The sequence below is a fragment of the Streptomyces sp. NPDC037054 genome (assembly GCF_055606745.1).
Map to the genome: position 1 here is coordinate 213,248 of NZ_JBVJSJ010000014.1, position 21,643 is coordinate 234,890.

The window sequence follows — 21,643 nt, forward strand, 5'->3', positions numbered from 1 at the left end:
GGAGCGGGTGCCGAGCGGGTCGGACGGCGGCTTGAGGCGAAAGGACCGGAGCGTACGTGAGTGAGAATCAGAACCTCCTCGCGGAGCAGCGCCGCGCCCTGATCCTGGACGAGGTCCGGCGCCGTGGCGGCGTGCGGGTCAACGAGCTGACGCGGAAGCTCGGTGTGTCGGACATGACGGTCCGCCGCGACCTGGACGCGCTGGCCCGGCAGGGTGTGCTGGAGAAGGTGCACGGCGGCGCGGTGCCGGTGGCCGAGGCGAGCACGCACGAGCCGGGTTTCGAGGCCAAGTCGAGCCTGGAGCTGACGGCCAAGGAGGACATCGCGCGGGCGGCGGCCGGGCTGGTCGCGCCGGGCGCGGCGATCGCGCTGTCGGGCGGTACGACGACGTTCGCGCTGGCGCACCAGCTGCTGGACGTGCCGGATCTGACGGTGGTCACCAACTCGGTGCGGGTCGCCGACGTGTTCCACGCCGCGCAGCGGACCTCGGGGCCGCGGCAGGGCGCGGCGACGGTCGTGCTGACCGGTGGTGTGCGCACCCCGTCGGACTCGCTGGTGGGTCCGGTCGCCGACCAGGCCATCGCGGCGCTCCATTTCGACCTGCTGTTCCTCGGTGTGCACGGCATATCGGTGGAGGCCGGCCTGTCGACGCCGAACCTGGCGGAGGCCGAGACCAACCGGCGGCTCGTGCAGTCGGCGCGGCGGGTCGTGGTGGTCGCCGACCACACCAAGTGGGGTGTGGTGGGACTGAGTTCGTTCGCGACGCTGGAGCAGGTGGACACGCTGGTGACGGACGCGGGTCTGCCGGGCGACGCGCGTGCCGAGGTGTCGGAGCACCTGCGCCGGCTCGTCGTCGCGGGCGAACCCGAGGACGACGGCACCGACGACTGACCCCGGGCGCCGCCCGGCGCCGCCGAATACCGTTCCAGTCCCCCGACCGAACCCCGGCCCCGTGCGAGGGAGTTGATCCCATGGCTCACCGACTGCGCCCCGTCGAGCACGACTTCGTCCGGACCGCGCCGGTCCGGCTGGTGTTCGCGCGGGGCATCACCGCGCCGCCCGCGGCCGTGTTCCGCGCGCTGGCCGACGACGTGGTGGGCTGGGCGGAGTGGTTCTCGGCGGTGACGGTGGCGCGGCCGGTGCGCGACGGCGCGGGGCGCGACATCCGGCTCAGGGGCGGGGGCCGGTTCCTGGAGACCGTCCTCGTGGCGGAGGCGCCCGAGGTGTACGCCCATCGCGTGGACGTGACCAACGTGCCGGGCGCCCGCGCCCTGGCCGAGGAGTGGCGGCTCGTGCCGATCGGGACGGGCACGCGCGTGCAGTGGACCCTGGCCGCCGACGGCACGACGGCGTTCCGCGTCGCGCTCAACCTGGCCCGGGCCGGCCTGGACCGGTCGTTCCGCGACTCGGTGACGGCTCTGGACCGGCGCCTGACGTCGTAGCCGGGTCAGTCCGGCCAGACGCCCGTCTTCAGCAGGGTCGCGATCGCGTGGGTGTACGGCGCGATGTCCAGGCCCTGTTCGGCGAGCCAGGCGTCCGAGTAGTACTTGTCGAGGTACCGGTCCCCGTGGTCGCACAGCAGCGTCACCACGCTGCCCTGCCGTCCCTCGGACACCATCTCGGCGACGATCTTCAGCGCGCTCCACAGCCCGGTGCCGGTCGAGCCGCCCGCCTTGCGGCCGATGGCCGACTCCAGTGCGCGGACGGCGGCGACGCTCGCGGCGTCCGGCACCTTCATCATGCGGTCGACGGCACCGGGCACGAAGCTCGGTTCCATACGGGGCCTGCCGATGCCCTCGATGCGGGAGCCGCAGTCGCACGTGACGTCCGGGTCGCCCGTCGTCCAGCCCTCGAAGAAGCAGGAGTTCTCCGGGTCGGCCACGCAGATGCGGGTGTCGTGCTGCATGTAGTGGACGTAGCGCGCGATGGTCGCCGAGGTGCCGCCGGTGCCGGCCGTGGCGACGATCCAGGACGGCTCCGGGTAGCGCTCCAGGCGGAGTTGGCGGAAGACCGACTCGGCGATGTTGTTGTTGCCGCGCCAGTCCGTGGCGCGCTCGGCGTAGGTGAACTGGTCCATGTAGTGGCCGCCGGTCTCCGCCGCGAGGGCGGCCGACGCCTCGTACATCGTGCGGGGGTCGTCCACGAAGTGGCACTGGCCGCCGTGGAACTCGATGAGGCGGCACTTCTCGCGGCTCGTGGTGCGCGGCACGACGGCGATGAAGGGCACGCCGATCAGCTTCGCGAAGTAGGCCTCGGAGACGGCCGTCGAGCCGCTGGAGGCCTCGATCACCGGGCGTCCGGGGCGGATCCAGCCGTTGCACAGGCCGTAGAGGAACAGCGAGCGGGCGAGGCGGTGCTTGAGGCTGCCGGTGGGGTGGGTCGACTCGTCCTTCAGGTAGAGGTCGATGTTCCAGTGCTCCGGCAGCGGGAAGCGGAGCAGGTGGGTGTCGGCCGAGCGGTTCGCGTCGGCCTGGACCCTGCGGACGGCTTCTTTCAGCCAGGCACGGTAGGCGGGGTCCGTGCGGTCGATGTCGAGGGTTGCGCCGGGTCTGATCTGCTGTGGGGTGCTCACGGCGGTGCTCCTTGGGGTGCGCGCCGACGGCGGGTCGCGCGGCCGACACACCGATCATAAGCACCGTTCGTCCGGCTTCCCACCTGCATAAACGCTTCTTTGAGCCGGTCAAAGGGTCCCCTGGGGCACGGTGTGCGCGCCGGGGCGGGGGCGCATTGGCGGCAATGCTCCGGGCACTCGGGGCGAAGGGGTCGCGCGCACTGGTGCTCGGCGCGCGGCGGGGGCACACTGCACCCGGGCGGGCCGAGAACCCGCACCGGAGCACACTGGACGACGACAGCCGGACGGGCCCGGGCGGGAGCGGGGCCCGGGCGGCCGGGAGACGCGCGAGGGGGCGGAACGGCATGGCGGAGCCGGAGTTCACGGCCAGGGGCGTGCGGATCGGCAACGGACTGCGCTCGCTCACCCGGGCCGGACAGGTCCGGATCAACGACGGCAGGCTGGAGTTGCTCACCAGCTACGGCAGTGAGATCGACAGCGCACCGGTGCAGGCGGTGCGCGCGTCCAAGCCGTGGTTCGTGCCGGAGGACCGGGCGCTCGCCGACCTCAACGGCAAGCGGTACCTGCTGACTCTGGGCGAGAGCGACCCGGCGCCGGGCGAGTCGGGGCCGCCGGCCGCCCGCAGGTTCGTCGAGGCGGTGCGCCGGGCGGCGGGACGCGGCCGCTGACGTGCCCGCGAGTTGCGGTACCTCATGCCCTGGGTCACGCTGGTCTCACGTCACTCTGGGTTTACCGGCGATAACGCTGCGAACCAGCCCGCCGGCCACGACAGCAGGCGGCAGTGTCACGCAGGCGCCCTGCTGGATCCGTACTCCGTGTTCTTCCGGAGCTCGTTCCGGACCTGACATCGGGGAGTCGCAGCCGTGATCAGTCACCCAAGCAGACAGTGCACGGTGGAGCTGCAAGCTCTGCCGTCGCGGATCGGCCAGGTCCGCAGAATCGTATCTGCGCAGTTGCGCTACTGGCACATGGATTCCCTGATCGACCGGGCGATGCTCGGCGTGACGGAGCTGTTGTCCAACGTCCACCGGCATGCCCGGCCCGACAAGACGTGCACCGTGGAGATCGAGCTGCTGCTCGACCGGTTGACGGTCTCGGTGCACGACCACGACCCGAGGCTGCCCGAGGTGGGCGACGCGCAGCCGCTCGCGACCTGCGGACGCGGGCTCGCCATGGTGGCCGCGGTCAGCGAGAGCTGGGGCGTGCGGCCGGACGGCGAGTCCGGCAAGGTCGTGTGGTTCACCCTGCCCACGCCCGGGACCGGTGCCTCCGCTTCCTCGCTGTACGCCGGGGACCGGGCGGGACGTGTGCTCGCCGAGGTCACGACCGCCCCACCGGTCCGCGACGTCCAGACCGTCGAGCCGGTCCTCGAACCGGTCCTCGAACCGGTCCTCGACGTCAAGACCGCCGAGCCGGCCCTGGAAGCCGCCCTCGACGCCCGCGGACCGCGACGTGCTCCCGCCCGGTCGGCCGTTGCCGGCTGACCGGGCGGTGACCCCGTCCGGGGGTGCCGGCGCGCGGCCGGCACCCCCGGTTCCCCTCCTCGCACCGGGGCGGTCTCACTCCGTGGCGATCGCCCGCAGCACGTCCAGGCGGGCCGCGCGGCGCGCCGGGCGCAGGCCGGCGAGGGCTCCGGCGGCCAGCCCCACCAGGGCGACCAGCGCCAGCTGCACGGGCGGCACCGCGAAGGCGAACGCGCTGTCGCTCGCGCCGTCGGACGCCTCGACCAGGACCCAGCCGAGGAAGGCGCCGAGGGCGAGTCCGCCCACCGTGCCGAACGCCGCCACCAGGACCGACTCCCAGCGGACCATGGCCCGCAGCTGGGCGCGGGTCTGGCCGACTGCCCTGAGCAGGCCGAGTTCGCGGGTGCGCTCGTGGACCGCCAGTGTGAGCGTGTTGGCGATGCCGAGCAGGGCGATGAGGACCGCGAGGGCGAGCAGCGCGTAGACGAGCGTGAGCATCATGTCGATGCCGCCCGCCGAGGACTCCGCGTACTCCTCGCGGGTCTGCACCTCCGGATTGCCGTACGGGGCCGTCGCCTTCTCGACCGCCGCCCTGCCGTCGGCCGCGCTCACGCCGTCCTCGAAGGTGACGGCGACGAGGGTGTCGGAGTCCTGGGCGCGGTGCGGCGCCCACGCCTCGCGGGTGATGACGTAGTCGCCGGCGAGTTCGGAACGGTCGTAGACCGCGCGGACGGTGAAGGTCTCCCGCTCGCCGTCGGTGAACGTCAGGCGGGTCGTGTCGCCGGTGGTGAGGCCCAGCCGGTCGGCCTCCTGCGCGGTGAGGGCGATGCCGTCGGCGCCGAGGCCGCTCAGCGAGCCCCGCACCTCGCCGAGGTCGAAGGCGCGTTCCAGGGCGACCGGGTCGGTGACGGTCAACGCCCTTCCTCTGCCGTCGACTTCGGCGACGCCCCGGCCGAGGCCGACGGCGGTGTCCACCTCGGGGAGTTCCTGGACGGCGCCGGCCAGCCGGGGGCTCAGCCCGCTGCCGCCCGCGCCGAACGACGGTGCGCTCACGGCGACGTCGCCGGCGAAGGACCGGGACACGGTCTGGTCCATGGTGGCCTTCAGGGAGGCGCCGAACACGGTGAACAGCGAGACCACGGCGACGCCGATCATCAGCGCGCCGGCCGTCGCGGCCGTACGCTTCGGGCTGCGCAGGGCGTTGCGCCGGGCGAGGGACCCGGTGACACCGCGCAGCCGGGGCAGCGGGCTGCCGAGGACGCGCACGGCGGTGCCGGAGGCGACCGGGCCGAGGACCACGAAGGCGACCAGGGCCAGGACGGCGCCGCTGCCGGCCATCCAGACCGACGGCTCCACGAGGACGCCGGTGAGGGTGACGGCGAGGGCGAGGGCGGCCAGGCCCGCTCCGGTGACGGCGCGCGCCCGGGAGGCGCCGGAGGTGTCGACGGCCGTCTCGCGCAGCGCGGCGAGGGGTGCGGTGCGCCCGGCCCGCACGGCGGGCATCAGGGCGGAGCCGAGGCAGACCACGACGCCGACCACGAGGGGCAGGGCCAGGGACAGGCCCCTGACGACCAGGTCGCCGTCCGGGAAGGGGAAGCCGATCGCCGGGAACAGCGCCTGGAGTCCGGCGGCGATGGCGATGCCGCCCGCGAGGCCCGCGGCCGAGGCGGTCAGCGCGACGGCGCTCGCCTCCACGAGGGTGGCCGCGGTGACCTGCCGGCGCGAGGCGCCGAGGGCTCTCAACAGGGCGTTCTCACGGGTGCGTTGGGTGACCACGATCGCGAAGGTGTTGTGGATGGAGAACGTCGCGACCAGCAGGGCGACGCCGGAGAACACCAGCAGGAAGGTGGTGAAGATGCCGAGGAACTGGCTGGAGATCATGTCGGTGTTCTCCGCGGCCGACTCCTCGCCGGTGATCGCCTCCACGCCCGCGGGCAGCGAGGCCGCCAGCCGGTCCGTCAACTCGGCCTGGCCCACGCCCGGTTCGGCCCGCACAAGGATGCTCGCGGCCTGCCCGGGCCGGGCCGTGAGGTACCGCTCGGCGTCGGACCGCGTCATGCCGGTGTAGGTGACCTGCGCCATGCCGTCCTCGCCGCCGAAGGTCGCCAGGCCGACGATCGTGACCCGCACCGGGTCGGGGGTGCGCAGCGTCGTGGTGTCGCCGATCTCCAGGCCGCCCCGCTCGGCGGTGCCGCGGTTGACGACGACCTCGCCGGACCGCTGCGGGGCACGGCCCTCGGCGAGCCGGTAGGAGTTGAGCTCCGGGTCGGCGATCCAGTTGCCCGCGAGAGTCGGCGGGCCCTGTCCGCCCACGGGCTCGCCGTCCGAGCCGACGAGCTGGCCCGCGCCCTGGATGTCGGGGACGGCGGCGGCGACGCCCGGGACGTCCTCGACGCGCTCGGCGAGAGCGGTGTCGACGGGCTGCCGCACGCCCTGGCTCTCCCCCGGCGTGGTGATGGCGTCGGCGCTGCGCACGACGGCGTCGGTGCCACTGCTCGCGCTCGAGAACATGGAGTCGAAGCTCGCCCGCAGCGTGTCGCCCATGACGAGCGTGCCGGCGAGGAAGGCGACGCCGAGGAACACGGCGAGGAACGTGCCGGCGAAGCGGCGCTTGTGGGCGCGCAGCGAGGAGGCGCTCAGGCGCAGGGAGGCGTTCATGACGGCACCTCGAAGGCTTTCATGCGGTCCAGGACCCGGTCGGCGGTCGGGTCCGCCATGCGGTCGACGAGCCGTCCGTCGGCCAGGAAGACGACCTCGTCGGCGTGGGCGGCGGCGACCGGGTCGTGGGTGACCATGACGACGGTGCGGCCGGTGGTGCGCACCGTGCGGCCGAGCAGCCCGAGCACCTCCTCGCCGGAGCGGGAGTCGAGGTTGCCGGTCGGTTCGTCGGCGAACACGACCTCGGGGCGGTTCGCGAACGCCCGTGCCACGGCGACGCGTTGCTGCTGTCCGCCGGAGAGTTCGGCGGGCCGGTGGTGGAGCCGGCCGCGCAGTCCGACGACGTCGATCAGCGCGTCGATCCACTCCGGGTCGCCGGTGCCGCCCGCGAGGTCCAGGGGCAGGGTGATGTTCTCGGCGACGGTGAGCGTCGGCACCAGGTTGTACGCCTGGAACACGAAGCCGACGCGGTCGCGGCGCAGCAGGGTGAGCCGACGGTCGTCGAGGCCGGCGAGTTCGGTGTCGCCGATGAAGGCGCTGCCCGAGGTGAGGGTGTCCAGGCCGGCCGCGCAGTGCATCAGCGTGGACTTCCCGGACCCCGAGGGGCCCATGATCGCGGTGAAGCGGCCGGCCGGGAAGGAAACGGTGACGCCGTCCAGGGCGCGCACGGCGGTGTCGCCGCCGCCGTACACCTTCGCGGCGTCCACGACGCGGGCCGCGGTGCGGGTGGTGGTCGTGGTGGTGGTCATGCCGCACCGCCCTTGCGTCCGAAGTGCTCCTCCAGGACGGACAGCCGGCGCCAGTACTCGTCCTCGTCGATCTCGCCGGAGGCGAAGCGGCGGCCGAGGACGGCGAGCGGCGAGTTGTCGCCGCCGGTGGGCTGCCAGGGGGCGCGGCGGCCGCGCCACACGGTGCGGCGCAGCAGCACGATGCCGCCGCCGATGACGGCGGCCCAGATGAGAGGGAACAGCAGGATCCACGGGCCGGGCCCGCCGTCGGTGAAGTGCGCCAGGGTGTGCATGGCCGGTCAGCTCCTCGTCGAGCGATGTCGTCGTTGCGTCGTCGCTTTCGAGGTTCGTCCCGGAGGGGGGTTCGGGTCGTCGTACGGCCGGCGGCAGTGTGCGTACCCCGCGGGGAGTAGGCGGCGCGCGCGGGGCTGCTTCCCGCGGGCGGCGGAGGGCTTCCCGGGTCGGCGGGCGGCGGTGTGGGCTTCCCGGCTGCGGCCGGGTGGGTCAGGCGGGCGGCTTCTCGCCGAAGCTGGCGAAGTACGCGGCGACCATGTCCTCGTCGGCGTGGCCCCGGGCGGCGGCGCGTTCCAGGCGTTCGGCGCTCGCGGCGGCGACGTCGAGGCGGACGCCGTGGTCGGCGCCGGCCCGGACGATCAGCCGGGCGTCCTTGGCCGCCGTGTGCACCGCGAACTGGGCCGGGGACAGCCGGTCCTCCAGGACGAGCGCGGCCTTGGCGCGCAGGTAGCCCATGTCGAGCGGGCCGCCGTCGATGAGCGCGAAGAAGCTGTCCGGCGTCACGTCGAGCGCCTTGGCCAGGGCGAGGACCTCGCCGGTGGCGGCGGTGGCGGCGAGGACCCAGCTGTTGGCGACCAGCTTGAGGCGGGTCGCGCTGCCCTCCGCGCCGTCCTCGCCGGTCCACACGGTGCGTGCGCCGACGGCGCCGAAGACGGGCGTGACCCTCCCCCGGTGTGCGGCGGGGCCGGCCGCGAGGATGGTGAGCTGTCCGGCCTCGGCCGGCTGCCGGGTGCCGAGCACCGGGGCGTCGTAGAAGACGAGTTCGTGGTCGGCGGCGAAGCCGGCCAGGGTGGTGACGCCGTCGAGTCCCGCGGTGGTGGACTGGATCCAGGCGGTGCCGGGGCGCAGGGCGGGGGCGGCCTCGCGCATCACCTCCAGGGCGGCGGGGCCGTCGTGGAGCATGGTGAGGACGACGTCGGCGCCCTGGACCGCCTCGGCGGGGGTGCCGGTGACGTGGGCTCCGTCGGCGGTGAGGGGTTCGGCCTTGGCGCGGGTGCGGTTCCAGACGCGGACGGTGTGTCCGGCGCGGGCGATGTTGCGGGCCATCGCGGCGCCCATGATGCCGGTGCCCAGGACGCTCACGGTGAGCTTGTCGGTCATGACGTCGCTTCCTGTTCCGTTGTGGGCTGCGGGTCGCTCGGGGTTCCTGCGGTCCGGGTGCCCGCCGTCGCCTTTTCGTACTGCTCCGGGATTACGCCGGACGCGTCAGCGCGCCCAGCGGGTCGTCCAGGACGGGCTGCCAGGCCAGCTCGGCGGCGCCGACGAGGCTGTTGTGGTCGAGGGTGCAGGGCAGGATCGGGACGCCGCCGCTGCGGCCCCACAGGCTGCGGTCGGCGACGACGGCGCGCAGCCGCTCCGGGTCGGCGTCGAGGAGGGTGCGGTGCAGGCCTCCGAGGATGATCCGGTCGGGGTTGAGGATGTTCACCAGGCCCGCGAGGCCGAGGCCGAGGCGGTCGATCAGGGTCTCGGTGGCGGTGCGGACGGCCGGGTCGTCGTAGTGGCCGCGGATCAGGTCCTGGGCCTGCTTGAGCAGGGACACCTCGGGGCCGGGCTCCCGGCCGGCCGCGGTGAGCAGGGCGAGCGGGTCGGCCTCCACGTCGAGGCAGCCGCGCCCGCCGCAGTGGCAGGGCCGCCCGCCCTCGGGGTTGACGGTGAGGTGGCCGACCTCCAGGGCCAGGCCCGAACTGCCGCTGTGCAGGCGCCCGTCGAGGACGAGGGCGCCGCCGACGCCGCGGTGTCCGGTGGCCACGCACAGCAGGTCGCGGGCGCCGCGTCCGGCGCCGTGCCGGTGCTCGGCGAGCGCGGCGAGGTTGACGTCGTTGGCGGCGAAGGCGGGCCCGTCGATGCCGGCCGCGCGGACGCATTCGGCGAAGATCTCCCGCACGGGCGCGCCCGCGGGCCACGCGAGGTGCAGCGGGTTCAGCGCGAGCCCCTCGGGTTCGGCGACGGCCGACGGCACGGCGAGCCCGGAGCCGACGCAGCGCCGGCCGGTCTCGCGCAGCAGTTGCGCGCCCGCCTCGACGACGGAGCCGAGGACCTTCGCCGGGTCGGCGTCGACGACCTCGCAGCCGGGCGCCGTGGCGACGATCCGGCCGCCGAGTCCGACGAGCGCGGCCCGGAAGCCGTCGGCGTGCACCTGCGCGGCGAGGGCGACGGGGCCCTCCTCGGCGACGGAGAGACGGTGGGAGGGGCGGCCCTGGGAACCGGCGGCCGCGCCGGGGCGGGCGTCGACGCGGATCAGGCCGAGCGCCTCGAGTTCGGCGGCGACCGCACCGGCCGTCGCGCGGGTCACGCCGAGTTCGGCGGTGAGGACGGCCCGGGTGGGCGCGCGGCCGGTGTGCACGAGCTCCAGCGCGGGTCCGAGCGCACCGCGCCCCCGGTCCAGCCGCGTCCTGGAGGTGGTCCCTTCCCCCGCCGGCCGGGGGTCCGCCTTGCCGCTCATGAGGGCGAGTCTCCCATGATCCGCGCGGCGGGTGACGGGCGCCGTGGCCTCCCGCGCCTCCCGGAACTACCCCGGGCCGTCAGCGAAGCCGCTCACCCGGAGAGTGATGTTCAGGCGTCCCGTCAGGCCGAGGTGCGGCGGCGCCGTGTCCGGGTGCACGCGGGGCACCCCGTGGTACGCGAGCCGGGACTCGCCGCCGAACACGAACAGGTCGCCGCTGCGCAGGGCGACGTCGGTGTACGGGCGGCCGCGCGATCCGGTGTTGCCGAAGCGGAAGACACAGGTGTCGCCGAGGCTCAGCGACACGACCGGTGCGCCGGACTCCTCGTCGCTGTCACGGTGCATGCCCATGCGGGCGTCGGCGTCGTAGAAGTTGATCAGGGCGATGTCGTACGCGGCGTCCGGGACCGCGTCCGGGCCGAGCGCGTCGGCCACGGCACGGCGACCGAGGTCGCCGAGCCAGTCCGGGAACGGCTTGACCGGGGAGCCGTCGCCGTCGACGGCGGTGCGCGCGTAGCCGTACGGGTACCAGTGCAGGCCGAGGCAGACCTGCCGCGCGGTCATGGTGCCGCCGCCGGGGGTGCGTACGGTGCGCAGGCCCGCGGGCGGGCGGGCCCAGTCCCGGCAGGCGGCGAGCAGCTCGCGCTGCCGTGCCGGGCCGAGCCAGTCGGGGACGTGCACCGCGCCGGGCGCCACCGGCGTGCGGGGCCTGGGGAACAGCTCGGCGTCCATGCGCTCCATCCTGCCGGACGCGGCCTGATCTGCGGCTCGGTTAGCCTTGGGCGGGATGAACGACCGTATGACGACGCCGTGGGGCGAGCCGGCGCTGAGCCGCTTCCCCGAGGACCCCCGCGAGCAGTTGCGCGCCTGGGACGCCTCCGACGAGTACCTCCTGCGGCATCTCGCCGCGCAGGAGGTCTCCCTGGCCGGGACGGTCGTGGTGGTCGGCGACCGCTGGGGCGCCCTGGTGACCGCGCTGGCGGAGCACGAGCCGGTGCAGATCACCGACTCGTACCTGGCGCAGGAGGCGACCCGCGCCAATCTCGCGCGGGCCGGTGTCGCGCCGGGCACCGTCCGGTTGCTGACCACGCAGGACCCGCCGCCCGGCCGGATCGACGTCCTGCTGGTGCGGGTGCCGAAGAGCCTGGCGCTGCTGGAGGACCAGCTGCTGCGGCTCGCGCCGTCGGTGCACGAGGGCACGGTGGTGGTCGGCACGGGGATGGTGAAGGAGATCCACGCCTCGACGCTGCGGCTGTTCGAGCGGATCCTGGGGCCGACCCGCACCTCCCTGGCGGTGAAGAAGGCCCGGCTGATCCTCTGCACGCCGGATCCCGCGCTGGAGCGGCCCGCGAGTCCGTGGCCGTACCGCTACGAGTTGCCCGACGACGTCGGCGTGGTGTCGGGGCGCACGGTCGTCAATCACGCCGGGGTGTTCTGCGCCGACCGGCTGGACATCGGCACGCGGTTCTTCCTCGCACACCTGCCGCGGATACGCGGGGGGCGGCGCGTGGTGGACCTGGGCTGCGGCAACGGCGTGGTGGGTACGGCGGTGGCGCTGGCCGATCCGGACGCCGAGGTGCTGTTCGTGGACGAGTCGTTCCAGGCGGTGGCGTCGGCGGAGGAGACGTACCGGGCGAACGGTGTGCCGGGGCACGCGGAGTTCCGGGTCGGGGACGGCCTGGCGGGGGTGCCGTCGGGCAGTGTCGACGTGGTGCTGAACAATCCGCCGTTCCACTCGCACCAGGCGACGACCGACGCGACGGCGTGGCGGATGTTCACGGGCGCGCGGCGGGTGCTGCGTCCTGGCGGGGAGCTGTGGGTGGTCGGCAACCGGCACCTGGGGTACCACGTGAAGCTGCGGCGCCTGTTCGGCAACAGCGAACTGGTGGCCGGGGACCGGAAGTTCGTGGTGCTGAAGGCCGTCAAACGGTAGCGGGGCGGGACGGCCGGCCGAGGACGCCGACGAGGTCCGCGACCGTCCGTGCCATCGCCTCCCTGCCGACGGTCAGGTAGGCGCGCGAGTCGACGGCCCCGGGGTGCGCGGCGAGGAACTCCCGGATCGCGCCGGTCATGGCGATGTTGAGCGCGGTGCCGATGTTGACCTTGGCGATGCCGCCGGCGACGGCCGCGGCCAGTTCGCCGTCCGGGACGCCCGAGGAGCCGTGCAGCACGAGCGGCACGTCGAGCGCGCCCGCCAGGCGTGCGAGCAGGGCGTGGTCGAGGGTGGCGGTGCGGTCGGTCATGGCGTGGGAGCTGCCGATGGCGACGGCCAGGGCGTCCACGCCCGAGTCGGCGACGAAGGCGCGGGCCTCGTCGGGGTCGGTGCGCGCGCCGGGGGTGTGCGGGTCGGGCGGCGGTTCGCCGTTCTTTCCGCCGATCTCCCCCAACTCGGCCTCGATCCACAGCCCTTGGCCGTGCGCCCAGTCGACGGCGGCCCGTGTGGCGGCGAGGTTCCGCTCGTACGGCAGCCCTGACGCGTCGTACATCACGGAGCTGAATCCGGCGTCCGGCGCCTGCCGCAGCAGGGCGTCGCTCTTGACGTGGTCGAGGTGCAACGCGACGGGCACGCGGGCGTGTTCGGCGGCGGTGACGGCGGCGCGGGCCAGCGGCAGGAGCCGGCCGTGGCGGAACTTGACGGCGTTCTCGCTGACTTGGAGGACGACGGGCGCTTCGGCCGACTCGGCGCCGGCGACGACGGCCTCGACGTGTTCCAGCGTGATGACGTTGAACGCGGCGACGGCCTGTCCGGCCGCGGCGGCGCCGGTGACGAGGTCTCCGGTGGTGGCGAGGGGCACGGCGGGTCCTTCCCGGGGGCTGCCGGAGGTCAGGGGGCGAGGATCACCGAGCGGGTGAGGTGGCGCGGGGCGTCCGGGTCGAGGCCGCGGGCCGCGGCGACGGCGACGGCGAGGCGCTGGACGCGGACGAGTTCGGCGAGCGGGTCGAGGCCGCCGGCGATCCAGCGTCCGCCGGTGTCCCGGACCTGGTCGGCGAGTCCTTCGGGGGCGTCCCCGAGCATCCAGGTCGCCGTGCCGGTGGTGGTGATGCTGATGGGGCCGTGGCGGTACTCCATGGCCGGGTAGGCCTCGGTCCAGGCGAGTGCCGCCTCGCGCATCTTCAGCCCGGCCTCGTTGGCGAGTCCGACGGTCCAGCCGCGGCCGAGGAACGTGAACTGCGCGCAGTCGACGAGGCCTTCGGGGAGCGGCTCGGCGAGGGCGGTGCGCGCGTCGGTGACGGCCGTGTCGGGGTGCAGGCCGAGGTGGGCGCGGAGCAGGGTGAGGGCGGTGGTCGCGAACCGGGTCTGCACGACGGACCGTTCGTCCGCGTAGTCGAGGACGACGACGTCGTCCGCGGCAGCCATGACGGGGGTGGCGGGGTCGGCGGTGAGCGCGGTGGTGCGGGTGCGGCCCTTGGCGCGGTCCAGCAGGGCGAGGACCTCGGTGGTGGTGCCGGAGCGGGTGAGGGCGACGATCCGGTCGTAGGAGCGGGCGTGCGGGAACTCGGAGGCGGCGAAGGCGTCCGTCTCGCCCTGTCCCGCCCCCTCGCGCAGCGCGGCGGCGGCCTGCGCCATGAAGTACGAGGTGCCGCAGCCGACGATCGCGACCCGCTCCCCCGGCCGCGGCAGCGCGCCGGTGTGGTCCGCCGCCTGCGCGGCGGCGCGGCTCCAGCACTCGGGCTGGCTGGTCAGCTCGTCCTCGACATGCGTCATGCCGCACACCCTCCCCGGATCTGATTGTTCTTGCACGATAGCGCGATCATTCACGCACAATCAAGCATGCAGGGGGTGGCGGTACGGCGGTCGGACGCCGCCTGAGCCGTCCGGCCCGGTGCGGCCTAACCTGGAAGGGCCAGGTGTGGGCGGGCCCGAGGAGGGCGACCATGGGCGGTGGTGGGAGCGGACGGGGATATCTCCCGAGCGCGGAGCACGGCCTGATCGGGGATCTGCGCACCGTCGCCCTGGTGGGAACGGACGGCACGATCGACTGGTACTGCTGCCCGGCCTTCGACTCCCCCAGCGTGTTCGCCGCGATCCTGGACGCGGAGCGGGGTGGCTGCTTCGAGCTGGCGGCGGCCGTGGAGGCCCGGACGAAACAGTTCTACTTCCCTGACACCAACGTCCTGATCACCCGGTTCTTCACCGAGGACGGCGTCGGCGAGGTGCAGGACTTCATGCCGGTGGACGACGGCGCGGCGGAGGCGGAGCGGCACCGGCTGATCCGGCGGGTGGTGTGCGTGCGCGGCTCGCTGCCGTTCCGGGCCCGGGTCGCGCCGCGTTTCGGCTACGGCACCCTGCCGCACACGCTGCGGGTGGAGGGCGACGTCGCGGTGTTCGAGTCCGCGGAGCTGTTGCTGGCGCTGACGGCCACGGTGCCGCTGGACGCGGACGGGTCCGACGTACGGGCGGAGTTCAAGCTCACCGAGGGCGAGGAGGCGGTGTTCGCGCTGGACCGGGTGGGCGACGACGTGACGCCGCGCCACTGCGCCCGCCGGGAGGCCGAGGAGCAGTTCACGGCGACGGTGACGTACTGGCGGCGCTGGCTCGCCGCGTCCCGGTACCGGGGCCGCTGGCGGGAGATGGTGCACCGCTCGGCGCTCACGCTGAAGCTCCTGACCTACGCGCCGACCGGTGCGATCGTGGCCGCGGCGACGACGAGCCTGCCGGAGCGGCTGGGCGGGGAACGCAACTGGGACTACCGGTTCGTGTGGGTGCGGGACGCGGCGTTCTGCGTGTACGCGCTGCTGCGGCTGGGGTTCACGGGCGAGGCCGAGGCGTTCATGCGGTTCGTGACCCGGCACGTCAGCCCCGGCGACGGCAAGCCGTCGGGCCCGCTGCAGATCATGTACGGCATCGACGGCCGCACCGACCTGCCAGAGCGCGTCCTGGACCACTTCGAGGGGCACCGCGGGTCCGCCCCGGTGAGGATCGGGAACGCCGCCGCCGACCAGCTCCAACTCGACATCTACGGCGCGCTCGTGGACTCGATCTACCTGTACGACAAGTGGGCGCAGCCGGTGTCCAGCGACCAGTGGGACGACGTGTGCGCGCTGGTGGACTGGGTGTGCGAGAACTGGGACCAGCCCGACGAGGGCATCTGGGAGACGCGGGGCGGGCGCCGCAACTTCCTGTACTCCCGGCTGATGTGCTGGGTGGCGATCGAGCGGGCGATCCGGATGGCCAACCGGCGAGGCCTGCCCGCCGACCTGCCGCGCTGGCAGGAGTGCCGGGACACCGTCTACCGGCGGATCATGCGGCACGGCTGGTCTTCGGAGCGTGGGGCGTTCGTGCAGCACGAGGACGGCGACGTGCTGGACGCGGCGGTGCTGATGATGCCGCTCGCGAAGTTCATCGCGCCGCGGGACCCCAAGTGGCTGTCGACGCTGGACGCGCTCGGCCGCGAGCTGGTGTCCGACTCGCTGGTGTACCGCTACGACCCGCTGATCAGCCCGGACGGGCTGCGCGGCGACGAGGGCACGTTCTCCATCTGCTCGTTCTGGTACGTCGAGGCGCTGGTGCGGGCGGGCCGCGTGGACGAGGCGCGGCTGGCCTTCGAGAAGATGCTCACCTATGCCAACCACCTCGGCCTGTACGCCGAGGAGATCAGCCACACCGGTGAGCAGCAGGGCAACTTCCCGCAGGCCTTCACGCACCTCGCCCTGATCAGTGCCGCGTTCAACCTGGACCGGGCGCTGGGCTGACTCCGCTCCCGGCGGCGGCCGGTCCCTGTCAGTGGCCGTGGCCGTCGGAGGTGTGCGGCTCGGCCGGCTCGCCGCTCCCGGTGGGTGCCGCCGCGCCCGCCTTCACGGTGAACGCCGCCGTGTGGACCTCGCCCCGGTGCCGGAAGTCGAGGAAGAGGCGGTAACTGCCGGTGCTGGGCGCGGTCGCCGTGAAGGAGATCTCCGGGCCGGGCTTCGTCCTCCCGTCGCCCGGCTCGCCGTTCGGGTGGACGTGCAGGTAGGCCAGGTCGCCGGAGCGCAGGGCGACCAGGTGGCCGTAGGCGCCGAGGTAGGGCTGGAGGTCCTTGACGGGCTTGCCGTCGCGGGAGACCTTCAGGCGCACCTCGCTCGCGGTGCCCGGGCGCAGCGTGCCGGACAGCTCGACCTCGTACCCGGCGGTGCGCGCGGTGGGGTTCGGCGCCGGCAGGTCCTTCGGGGCGAACGGGCCCGCGGCGGCGAGGTCGGCGCCGAGGGTGAGGCCTTCCGCGCCCTTCCGGGCGGGGGTGAAGTCGGCGAAGACGCGGTAGCCGCCCGCGCGGGGCAGGTCGACGGGGGTGCTCCAGGTGCCGTCGGCGGCCCGGGTCGGGTGCAGGTGCCGGTAGGTGCTCAGGTCCCGCGAGGCCACGACGAGGTGGAGTTCCTTGCCGTGTTCGCGGCGGTAGGCGGTGACCGCGCGGCCGCTGTCATCGCGGACGGTGAACCGCAGGTCGGCGCGCTTGCCCGCGGTGACGCGCGGCGTCCGCAGGTCGAGTGTGTAGCCGTTCTCGGAGATCTGCAGGCCGCCGGCCGGTGGCGTCTCGTGGCCGCCGTGCCCTCCCCCTCCCTCCGGTTCGCCGGTGGGCGTGGCGTGCGCCTCCTCGTGGGGCGCGGGGGTGTCGGCGACGACGGGGTCGACGCCCTTGCCCACGCCGTAGGCGGTGCCGAAGGTCGCGGCGAGCGCGGCGGCGAAGGCGGTGATCCTCAGTCCGGTGTTCATGGCGTCTCCTCGGGAACCGCGGGTCACGGCTCGAACGGTGACCCGACGCAGCCCACAGTACCCCCAGGGGGTATAAAGTCAAGCCGGTCAGCGCTTGATTCACATACGGGCCGGGGGTATACCTGAAGCAGCACCGCGATACCCCCACCCCGTATCACTCCTCGTGAGGGAGCAGCTCATGACCACCACCACGCCGGCCGGGTCCGCGAGCCAGGTAGAGCTCGCCATCGGCGGGATGACCTGCGCCTCGTGCGCGGCGCGCATCGAGAAGAAGCTCAACCGCATGGAGGGGGTCACCGCGACCGTCAACTACGCCACGGAGAAGGCCAAGGTCACCTACGGCGACGCCGTCTCCGTGCGGGACCTGATCGCGACCGTCGAGAAGACCGGCTACACGGCCGAGGAACCGGCGCCGCCCCGGGACCGGCCCGACGACGGGGACGGCGACGCGGAGGCCGACGACGAACTGCGCCCGCTGCGGCAGCGGCTGATCACGGCGGTTGCGCTGGCGGTGCCGGTCATCGCGATGGCCATGGTCCCGGCGCTGCAGTTCGCGTACTGGCAGTGGCTGTCCCTGACGCTGGCGGCGCCCGTCGTGACGTACGCGGCCTGGCCCTTCCACCGGGCGGCGTTCACCAATGCCCGGCACGGCGCTGCCACCATGGACACGCTGATCTCGGTGGGCACCTCGGCCGCGTTCGGCTGGTCCCTGTGGGCGCTGTTCCTCGGGTCGGCGGGCACGCCCGGCATGACGCACCCCTTCGAGCTGACCATCGCCCGCGGGGACGGCTCCGGGAACATCTACCTGGAGGCCGCGGCCGGCGTGACGGCGTTCATCCTGGCCGGGCGGTACTTCGAGGCACGGTCCAAGCGCAAGGCGGGCGCCGCGCTGCGTGCGCTGCTGGAGCTGGGCGCCAAGGACGTCACCGTGCTGCGTGCCGACGGGCGCGAAGAGACCGTGCCCACCGCGGAGTTGAGGACCGGGGACCGCTTCCTGGTCCGGCCGGGCGAGAAGATCGCCACCGACGGCACGGTCGTCGAGGGCTCGTCCGCCGTGGACGCCTCGATGCTGACCGGCGAGTCCGTGCCGGTGGAGGTCACCACGGGCGACGCGGTGACCGGCGCCACCGTCAACGTCGGCGGCCGGCTGGTCGTGGAGGCCACGCGGGTCGGCACCGACACCCAGCTGGCGCGCATGGCACGGCTGGTGGAGGACGCGCAGAACGGCAAGGCCGCGGCGCAACGGCTCGCCGACCGCATCTCGGCCGTGTTCGTGCCGATCGTGATCGCCCTCGCGCTGGGCACCCTGGGCTTCTGGCTGGGCAACGGCTCCGGACCGGCCGCCGCCTTCACCGCCGCGGTCGCCGTCCTCATCATCGCCTGCCCCTGCGCCCTGGGCCTGGCCACGCCGACCGCGCTGATGGTCGGCACCGGGCGCGGCGCGCAGCTCGGCATCCTGATCAAGGGCCCGGAGGTGCTGGAGTCCACGCGCAAGGTGGACACCGTGGTCCTCGACAAGACCGGCACCGTCACCACCGGCCGTATGACGCTGCTGGCCGTGCGCACCGCAGCCGGCACCGACGAGGCCGAAGTGCTGCGGCTGGCGGGCGCGTTGGAGCACGCCTCGGAACACCCGATCGCCCGCGCGGTCGCCGACGGGGCACTGGAGAAGCTGGGTTCGCTGCCCGCGCCGGAGGACTTCGCGAACGTGCCGGGGCTCGGTGTGCAGGGCGTGGTCGAGGGACACGCGGTGCTGGTCGGCCGGGAACGGCTGCTGGAGGACTGGGCGATGGAACTGCCGGTGGAGCTCCAGCGGGCCCGCGCCGAGGCGGAGGCCGCCGGGCGTACGGCCGTCGCGGTCGCCTGGGACGGGGCCGCGCGCGCCGTCCTGGAGGTGGCCGACGCGGTGAAGGACACCAGCGCCGAGGCCGTCACCCGGCTGCGCTCGCTCGGCCTCACGCCGATCCTGCTGACCGGGGACAACCGCGCGGTGGCCGAGTCCGTCGCCCGCGAGGTGGGCATCGCGCCGGAGCACGTCGTCGCCGAAGTACTGCCGCAGGACAAGGTCGACGTCGTCAAGCGGCTGCAGGGCGAGGGCCGTTCGGTCGCGATGGTCGGTGACGGCGTCAACGACGCGGCGGCGCTCGCGCAGGCCGACCTGGGTCTCGCGATGGGCACCGGGACGGACGCGGCGATCGAGGCGGGCGACCTGACGCTGGTGCGGGGCGACCTGCGGTCGGCGGCGGACGCCATCCGGCTCTCCCGGCGCACGCTGGGCACCATCCGCTCCAACCTGTTCTGGGCGTTCGCCTACAACGTGGCCGCGCTGCCGCTGGCCGCCGCCGGACTGCTCAACCCGATGATCGCGGGCGCGGCGATGGCCTTCTCCTCTGTCTTCGTCGTCGGCAACTCCCTGCGGCTGAGGTCCTTCCGGGCCGAGGCCTGAGCCGCCCCGGGGCCGCCCGCCGACCGCGGACCGGTCGGCGGGCGGCTTCGCGTCGCCGGGCGTCGTGACCACCGGCCGGCGCTCGCGCCCCCCGTACGGACGATCCGGGGGCGCCGTCGGCCCGTCCGCCCGGCAGGCTGGTGCGCGTCGGTTTCACGACGACGTCGGGAGTGCCATGCGGGAGACGGGCGGCGGATGCACGCGGGACGGCGGGGTGGTGGGCGAGCCGGGGCGGGGCCGGTCGTCGACGCCGGCGGCCGTGCTGCACGACCTCCGTGCCGTCGACGGCGCCCTGTACGCGGCTGTCGCGGCCACTCCCACGCCGACGCTGGACCGCGGGCTGCGCCGCCTGTCGCACGCCGCCGACCACTCCAAGCTGTCCCTCGCCGTCGCCGCCGTGCTCGCCGCGGGCGGCGCGCGCGCCCGGCGGGCCGCGCTGGCCGGGGTGGGCGCGGTCGCCGTGACGTCGGCGGTCGTGAACCTGCTCGGCAAACGCCTGGTGCGACGGCGCAGGCCCGACCGGGAGGCGGCCCGGGTGACCGTCGACCGGCACGTGCCCATGCCGACGTCGGCGTCGTTCCCGTCGGGTCACACGGCGTCGGCGGTCGCGTTCGCCACCGCCGTCGGCGTCGTCCTGCCGCCCGCCGCGGTGCCGCTCGGCGCGCTGGCGAGCGCCGTCGCCTACTCGCGCGTCCACACCGGGGTGCACTACCCGGGCGACGTCGCCGCCGGGGCCGTCCTCGGCATCGCCGGCGCCGCTGCCGCGCTGGCCGCCGTCACCGCCGTACTGCCGGAAGCCGGCCGGAACCACGCCGCGCGCCCGGACCGCACGGCACGCCCGCCGCTGCGGCGGGTGTGAGGCCCGGCGGCCCGAGTTCCCCCGGCGTTCACGACACCCTCACCTCCGGGCCGTTGCGCCCGCCCGGGGCCCAACTAGCGTCTGCGGGGCCCCGACCGACCCGAGTGTGAGGTTGCGATGCCCTCGAGACGACTGCTCACCTGCGCCCTGGCAGCCCTGTTCGCCGTCCCGGCGACCGCGCACGCGACGCCCGCCGGCGGGCCTCACGTCCCGCCGCAGAAGACCCACTTCGACCTCCAGGCGCACCGCGGCGGCCTCGGCCTGACCACGGAGAGCTCCCTGGAGGGATTCGCCAAGGCGCTGCGGCTCGGGGTGTCCACGCTGGAGCTGGACACCCAGGTCACCAAGGACGAGAAGGTCGTCGTCACGCACGACCGGCAGGTCAGCGCGAACAAGTGCCGGGACACGGCGCCGGTCGAGGCGGGCGACCCGATGTACCCGTACGTCGGGAAGTACGTCAAGGATCTGACGCTGGCGCAGATCCGCACCATGGACTGCGGCTACCGGCAACTGCCCGGGCACCCCGGGCAGGAGGTCGTCGGCGGCCACCGCATGATCGAGCTGAAGGACGTCCTGGACCTCGTCAAGAGCTACAGGGCGAAGCAGGTCACCCTCAACGTCGAGACGAAGGTGGAGGCGGGCGCCCCCGAACAGACCGCGCCGCGCGAGCTGTTCGTGCGCCGCGTGTACGAGGAGATCCGCGCCTCCGGCATCGAGGACCAGGTCACCGTGCAGTCCTTCGACTGGGGCGCGCTGAAGGTGATGCACCGGCTCGCCCCGGAGTGGCCGCTGGTCGCGCTCACCAACTACGACTTCCTCCAGGTCGGCAAGCCCGGTGCGTCGCCCTGGCTGGGCGGGATCGACGCCGACGACCACGACGGCGACTTCGTGCGCGCCGCCGCCGCCGTCCCCGGTGTCACGGCGCTCTCCCCCAACTACGGCTTCCCGCAGAGCGGCAAGGTCGGCGACCCCGGCTTCCGCTTCTACCCGGACCGCGCGATGATCGACTCGGCGCACGCCAGGGGCCTGAAGGTCGTGCCGTGGACGTGCGACGACCCGGCCACGATGGAGGCGCTCATCGACCTCGGTGTGGACGGCATCATCACGGACTACCCGGACCGGCTGCGCACGATCATGGCCGAGCGCGGCATGCGCCTGCCGAAGGCCTACGGCCCGCGCTGAGCCCGCAGTCCCGCCCGTGAGGCGGTCGGCCCGCGGGGTGGGAGGCGGTCGGCCCGTGGGGCGGCTGCCGTTGGCCCGTTGGGGGGAGGCACTCGGTCCGTGAGCCGAGGCCGTCGGCATGGGGCGGGAGGCCGTCGGTCCGTGGGGCCGTCGGTCTGTGTGCCCGGGAGGCCGTCGGCCGGGGAGGCCGTCGGCCGGGGAGGCCGTCGGTCCGTTGGGGGGGGTGTCTCTATGTCCTTCGTCAAGGACGTGGTGCCTGGTGTGCGGGTGTTGGGGGTGGTCATGCGGCGAGAGTGATGGCGGGTGTTCTG

Annotated in this window: 19 protein-coding genes; 9 read left to right on the top strand and 10 right to left on the bottom strand. The window is 74.2% G+C overall.

The genetic code is table 11. The annotated features are described in order from the left end of the window. Nucleotides 1–56: 56 nt before the first annotated feature. A complete protein-coding gene (locus tag ACZ7D7_RS29260) occupies nt 57–890 on the top strand; it encodes a DeoR/GlpR family DNA-binding transcription regulator (RefSeq protein ID WP_470828167.1) in 834 nt (277 codons plus the stop codon). Between the two features lie 80 nt (nt 891–970). After that, nucleotides 971–1,441 carry an SRPBCC family protein gene (locus ACZ7D7_RS29265; RefSeq protein ID WP_470828168.1) on the top strand — a complete coding sequence of 157 codons (471 nt, stop codon included), beginning with the start codon at nt 971–973 and terminating at the stop codon, nt 1,439–1,441. A 5-nt stretch (nt 1,442–1,446) separates the two neighbouring features. Here ACZ7D7_RS29265 and cds1 read toward each other — a convergent pair whose 3' ends face one another. Then, nucleotides 1,447–2,571 (bottom strand): L-cysteine desulfhydrase Cds1, encoded by a 1,125-nt coding sequence (cds1, locus tag ACZ7D7_RS29270; RefSeq protein WP_470828169.1) that lies wholly within the window; start codon nt 2,569–2,571, stop codon nt 1,447–1,449. Nucleotides 2,572–2,915: 344 nt separating this feature from the next. Here cds1 and ACZ7D7_RS29275 point away from each other — a divergent pair, with 344 nt between their 5' ends. Both ACZ7D7_RS29275 and ACZ7D7_RS29280 read left to right on the top strand, forming a co-directional pair. Continuing rightward, nucleotides 2,916–3,239: a hypothetical protein gene (locus tag ACZ7D7_RS29275; protein WP_470828171.1), complete on the top strand. Its 324-nt coding sequence runs from the start codon at nt 2,916–2,918 to the stop codon at nt 3,237–3,239. Between the two features lie 195 nt (nt 3,240–3,434). After that, nucleotides 3,435–4,055 carry an ATP-binding protein gene (locus ACZ7D7_RS29280; protein WP_470828172.1) on the top strand — a complete coding sequence of 207 codons (621 nt, stop codon included), beginning with the start codon at nt 3,435–3,437 and terminating at the stop codon, nt 4,053–4,055. Nucleotides 4,056–4,130: 75 nt separating this feature from the next. Here the strand turns inward: ACZ7D7_RS29280 and ACZ7D7_RS29285 are convergent, their stop codons facing one another. The 6 genes from ACZ7D7_RS29285 to ACZ7D7_RS29310 all read right to left on the bottom strand — a co-directional run bounded on the left by ACZ7D7_RS29285 (nt 4,131) and on the right by ACZ7D7_RS29310 (nt 10,889). Then, nucleotides 4,131–6,692, bottom strand: a complete 2,562-nt coding sequence (locus ACZ7D7_RS29285) for an ABC transporter permease (protein ID WP_470828174.1) — start codon at nt 6,690–6,692, stop codon at nt 4,131–4,133. Then, nucleotides 6,689–7,441, bottom strand: coding sequence for an ABC transporter ATP-binding protein (locus ACZ7D7_RS29290; RefSeq protein ID WP_470828175.1), 753 nt, complete (start codon nt 7,439–7,441; stop codon nt 6,689–6,691). Before ACZ7D7_RS29290 ends, ACZ7D7_RS29285 begins: the two co-directional genes overlap by 4 nt. Further along, nucleotides 7,438–7,713, bottom strand: coding sequence for an SHOCT domain-containing protein (locus tag ACZ7D7_RS29295; RefSeq protein WP_470828176.1), 276 nt, complete (start codon nt 7,711–7,713; stop codon nt 7,438–7,440). Before ACZ7D7_RS29295 ends, ACZ7D7_RS29290 begins: the two co-directional genes overlap by 4 nt. Nucleotides 7,714–7,924: 211 nt before the next feature. After that, entirely contained in the window at nt 7,925–8,815 is an 891-nt protein-coding gene (locus ACZ7D7_RS29300) for an NAD(P)-dependent oxidoreductase (protein WP_470828177.1), read from the bottom strand. Nucleotides 8,816–8,906: 91 nt separating this feature from the next. Next, nucleotides 8,907–10,157, bottom strand: a complete 1,251-nt coding sequence (locus tag ACZ7D7_RS29305) for an ROK family protein (RefSeq protein WP_470828178.1) — start codon at nt 10,155–10,157, stop codon at nt 8,907–8,909. A 66-nt stretch (nt 10,158–10,223) separates the two neighbouring features. After that, nucleotides 10,224–10,889: an alpha-ketoglutarate-dependent dioxygenase AlkB family protein gene (locus ACZ7D7_RS29310; protein WP_470828180.1), complete on the bottom strand. Its 666-nt coding sequence runs from the start codon at nt 10,887–10,889 to the stop codon at nt 10,224–10,226. A gap of 55 nt (nt 10,890–10,944) precedes the next feature. On the opposite strand from ACZ7D7_RS29310, the gene ACZ7D7_RS29315 reads away from it, so the two are divergent. After that, nucleotides 10,945–12,090: a methyltransferase gene (locus ACZ7D7_RS29315; RefSeq protein WP_470828181.1), complete on the top strand. Its 1,146-nt coding sequence runs from the start codon at nt 10,945–10,947 to the stop codon at nt 12,088–12,090. Here the strand turns inward: ACZ7D7_RS29315 and ACZ7D7_RS29320 are convergent. Together ACZ7D7_RS29320 and ACZ7D7_RS29325 are read right to left on the bottom strand one after the other, a co-directional pair. Next, nucleotides 12,080–12,952, bottom strand: a complete 873-nt coding sequence (locus ACZ7D7_RS29320; RefSeq protein WP_470828183.1) for a class II fructose-bisphosphate aldolase — start codon at nt 12,950–12,952, stop codon at nt 12,080–12,082. The genes ACZ7D7_RS29315 and ACZ7D7_RS29320 overlap by 11 nt on opposite strands. Before the next feature lie 29 nt (nt 12,953–12,981). Continuing rightward, nucleotides 12,982–13,863: an SIS domain-containing protein gene (locus ACZ7D7_RS29325; protein ID WP_470828184.1), complete on the bottom strand. Its 882-nt coding sequence runs from the start codon at nt 13,861–13,863 to the stop codon at nt 12,982–12,984. A gap of 170 nt (nt 13,864–14,033) precedes the next feature. Between ACZ7D7_RS29325 and ACZ7D7_RS29330 the strand changes: the two genes are divergently transcribed. After that, nucleotides 14,034–15,851: a glycoside hydrolase family 15 protein gene (locus ACZ7D7_RS29330; RefSeq protein ID WP_470828185.1), complete on the top strand. Its 1,818-nt coding sequence runs from the start codon at nt 14,034–14,036 to the stop codon at nt 15,849–15,851. A 28-nt stretch (nt 15,852–15,879) separates the two neighbouring features. Here ACZ7D7_RS29330 and ACZ7D7_RS29335 read toward each other — a convergent pair whose 3' ends face one another. Continuing rightward, complete coding sequence (locus tag ACZ7D7_RS29335; protein ID WP_470828187.1) at nt 15,880–16,845, bottom strand: hypothetical protein; 966 nt, start codon at nt 16,843–16,845, stop codon at nt 15,880–15,882. A 178-nt stretch (nt 16,846–17,023) separates the two neighbouring features. Here ACZ7D7_RS29335 and ACZ7D7_RS29340 point away from each other — a divergent pair, with 178 nt between their 5' ends. The 3 genes from ACZ7D7_RS29340 to ACZ7D7_RS29350 all read left to right on the top strand — a co-directional run bounded on the left by ACZ7D7_RS29340 (nt 17,024) and on the right by ACZ7D7_RS29350 (nt 21,332). Continuing rightward, nucleotides 17,024–19,291 (top strand): heavy metal translocating P-type ATPase, encoded by a 2,268-nt coding sequence (locus tag ACZ7D7_RS29340; RefSeq protein WP_470828188.1) that lies wholly within the window; start codon nt 17,024–17,026, stop codon nt 19,289–19,291. A gap of 175 nt (nt 19,292–19,466) precedes the next feature. Next, entirely contained in the window at nt 19,467–20,150 is a 684-nt protein-coding gene (locus ACZ7D7_RS29345) for a phosphatase PAP2 family protein (RefSeq protein WP_470828189.1), read from the top strand. Nucleotides 20,151–20,267: 117 nt separating this feature from the next. Beyond that, nucleotides 20,268–21,332, top strand: coding sequence for a glycerophosphodiester phosphodiesterase family protein (locus ACZ7D7_RS29350; RefSeq protein ID WP_470828191.1), 1,065 nt, complete (start codon nt 20,268–20,270; stop codon nt 21,330–21,332). Nucleotides 21,333–21,643 lie beyond the last annotated feature (311 nt).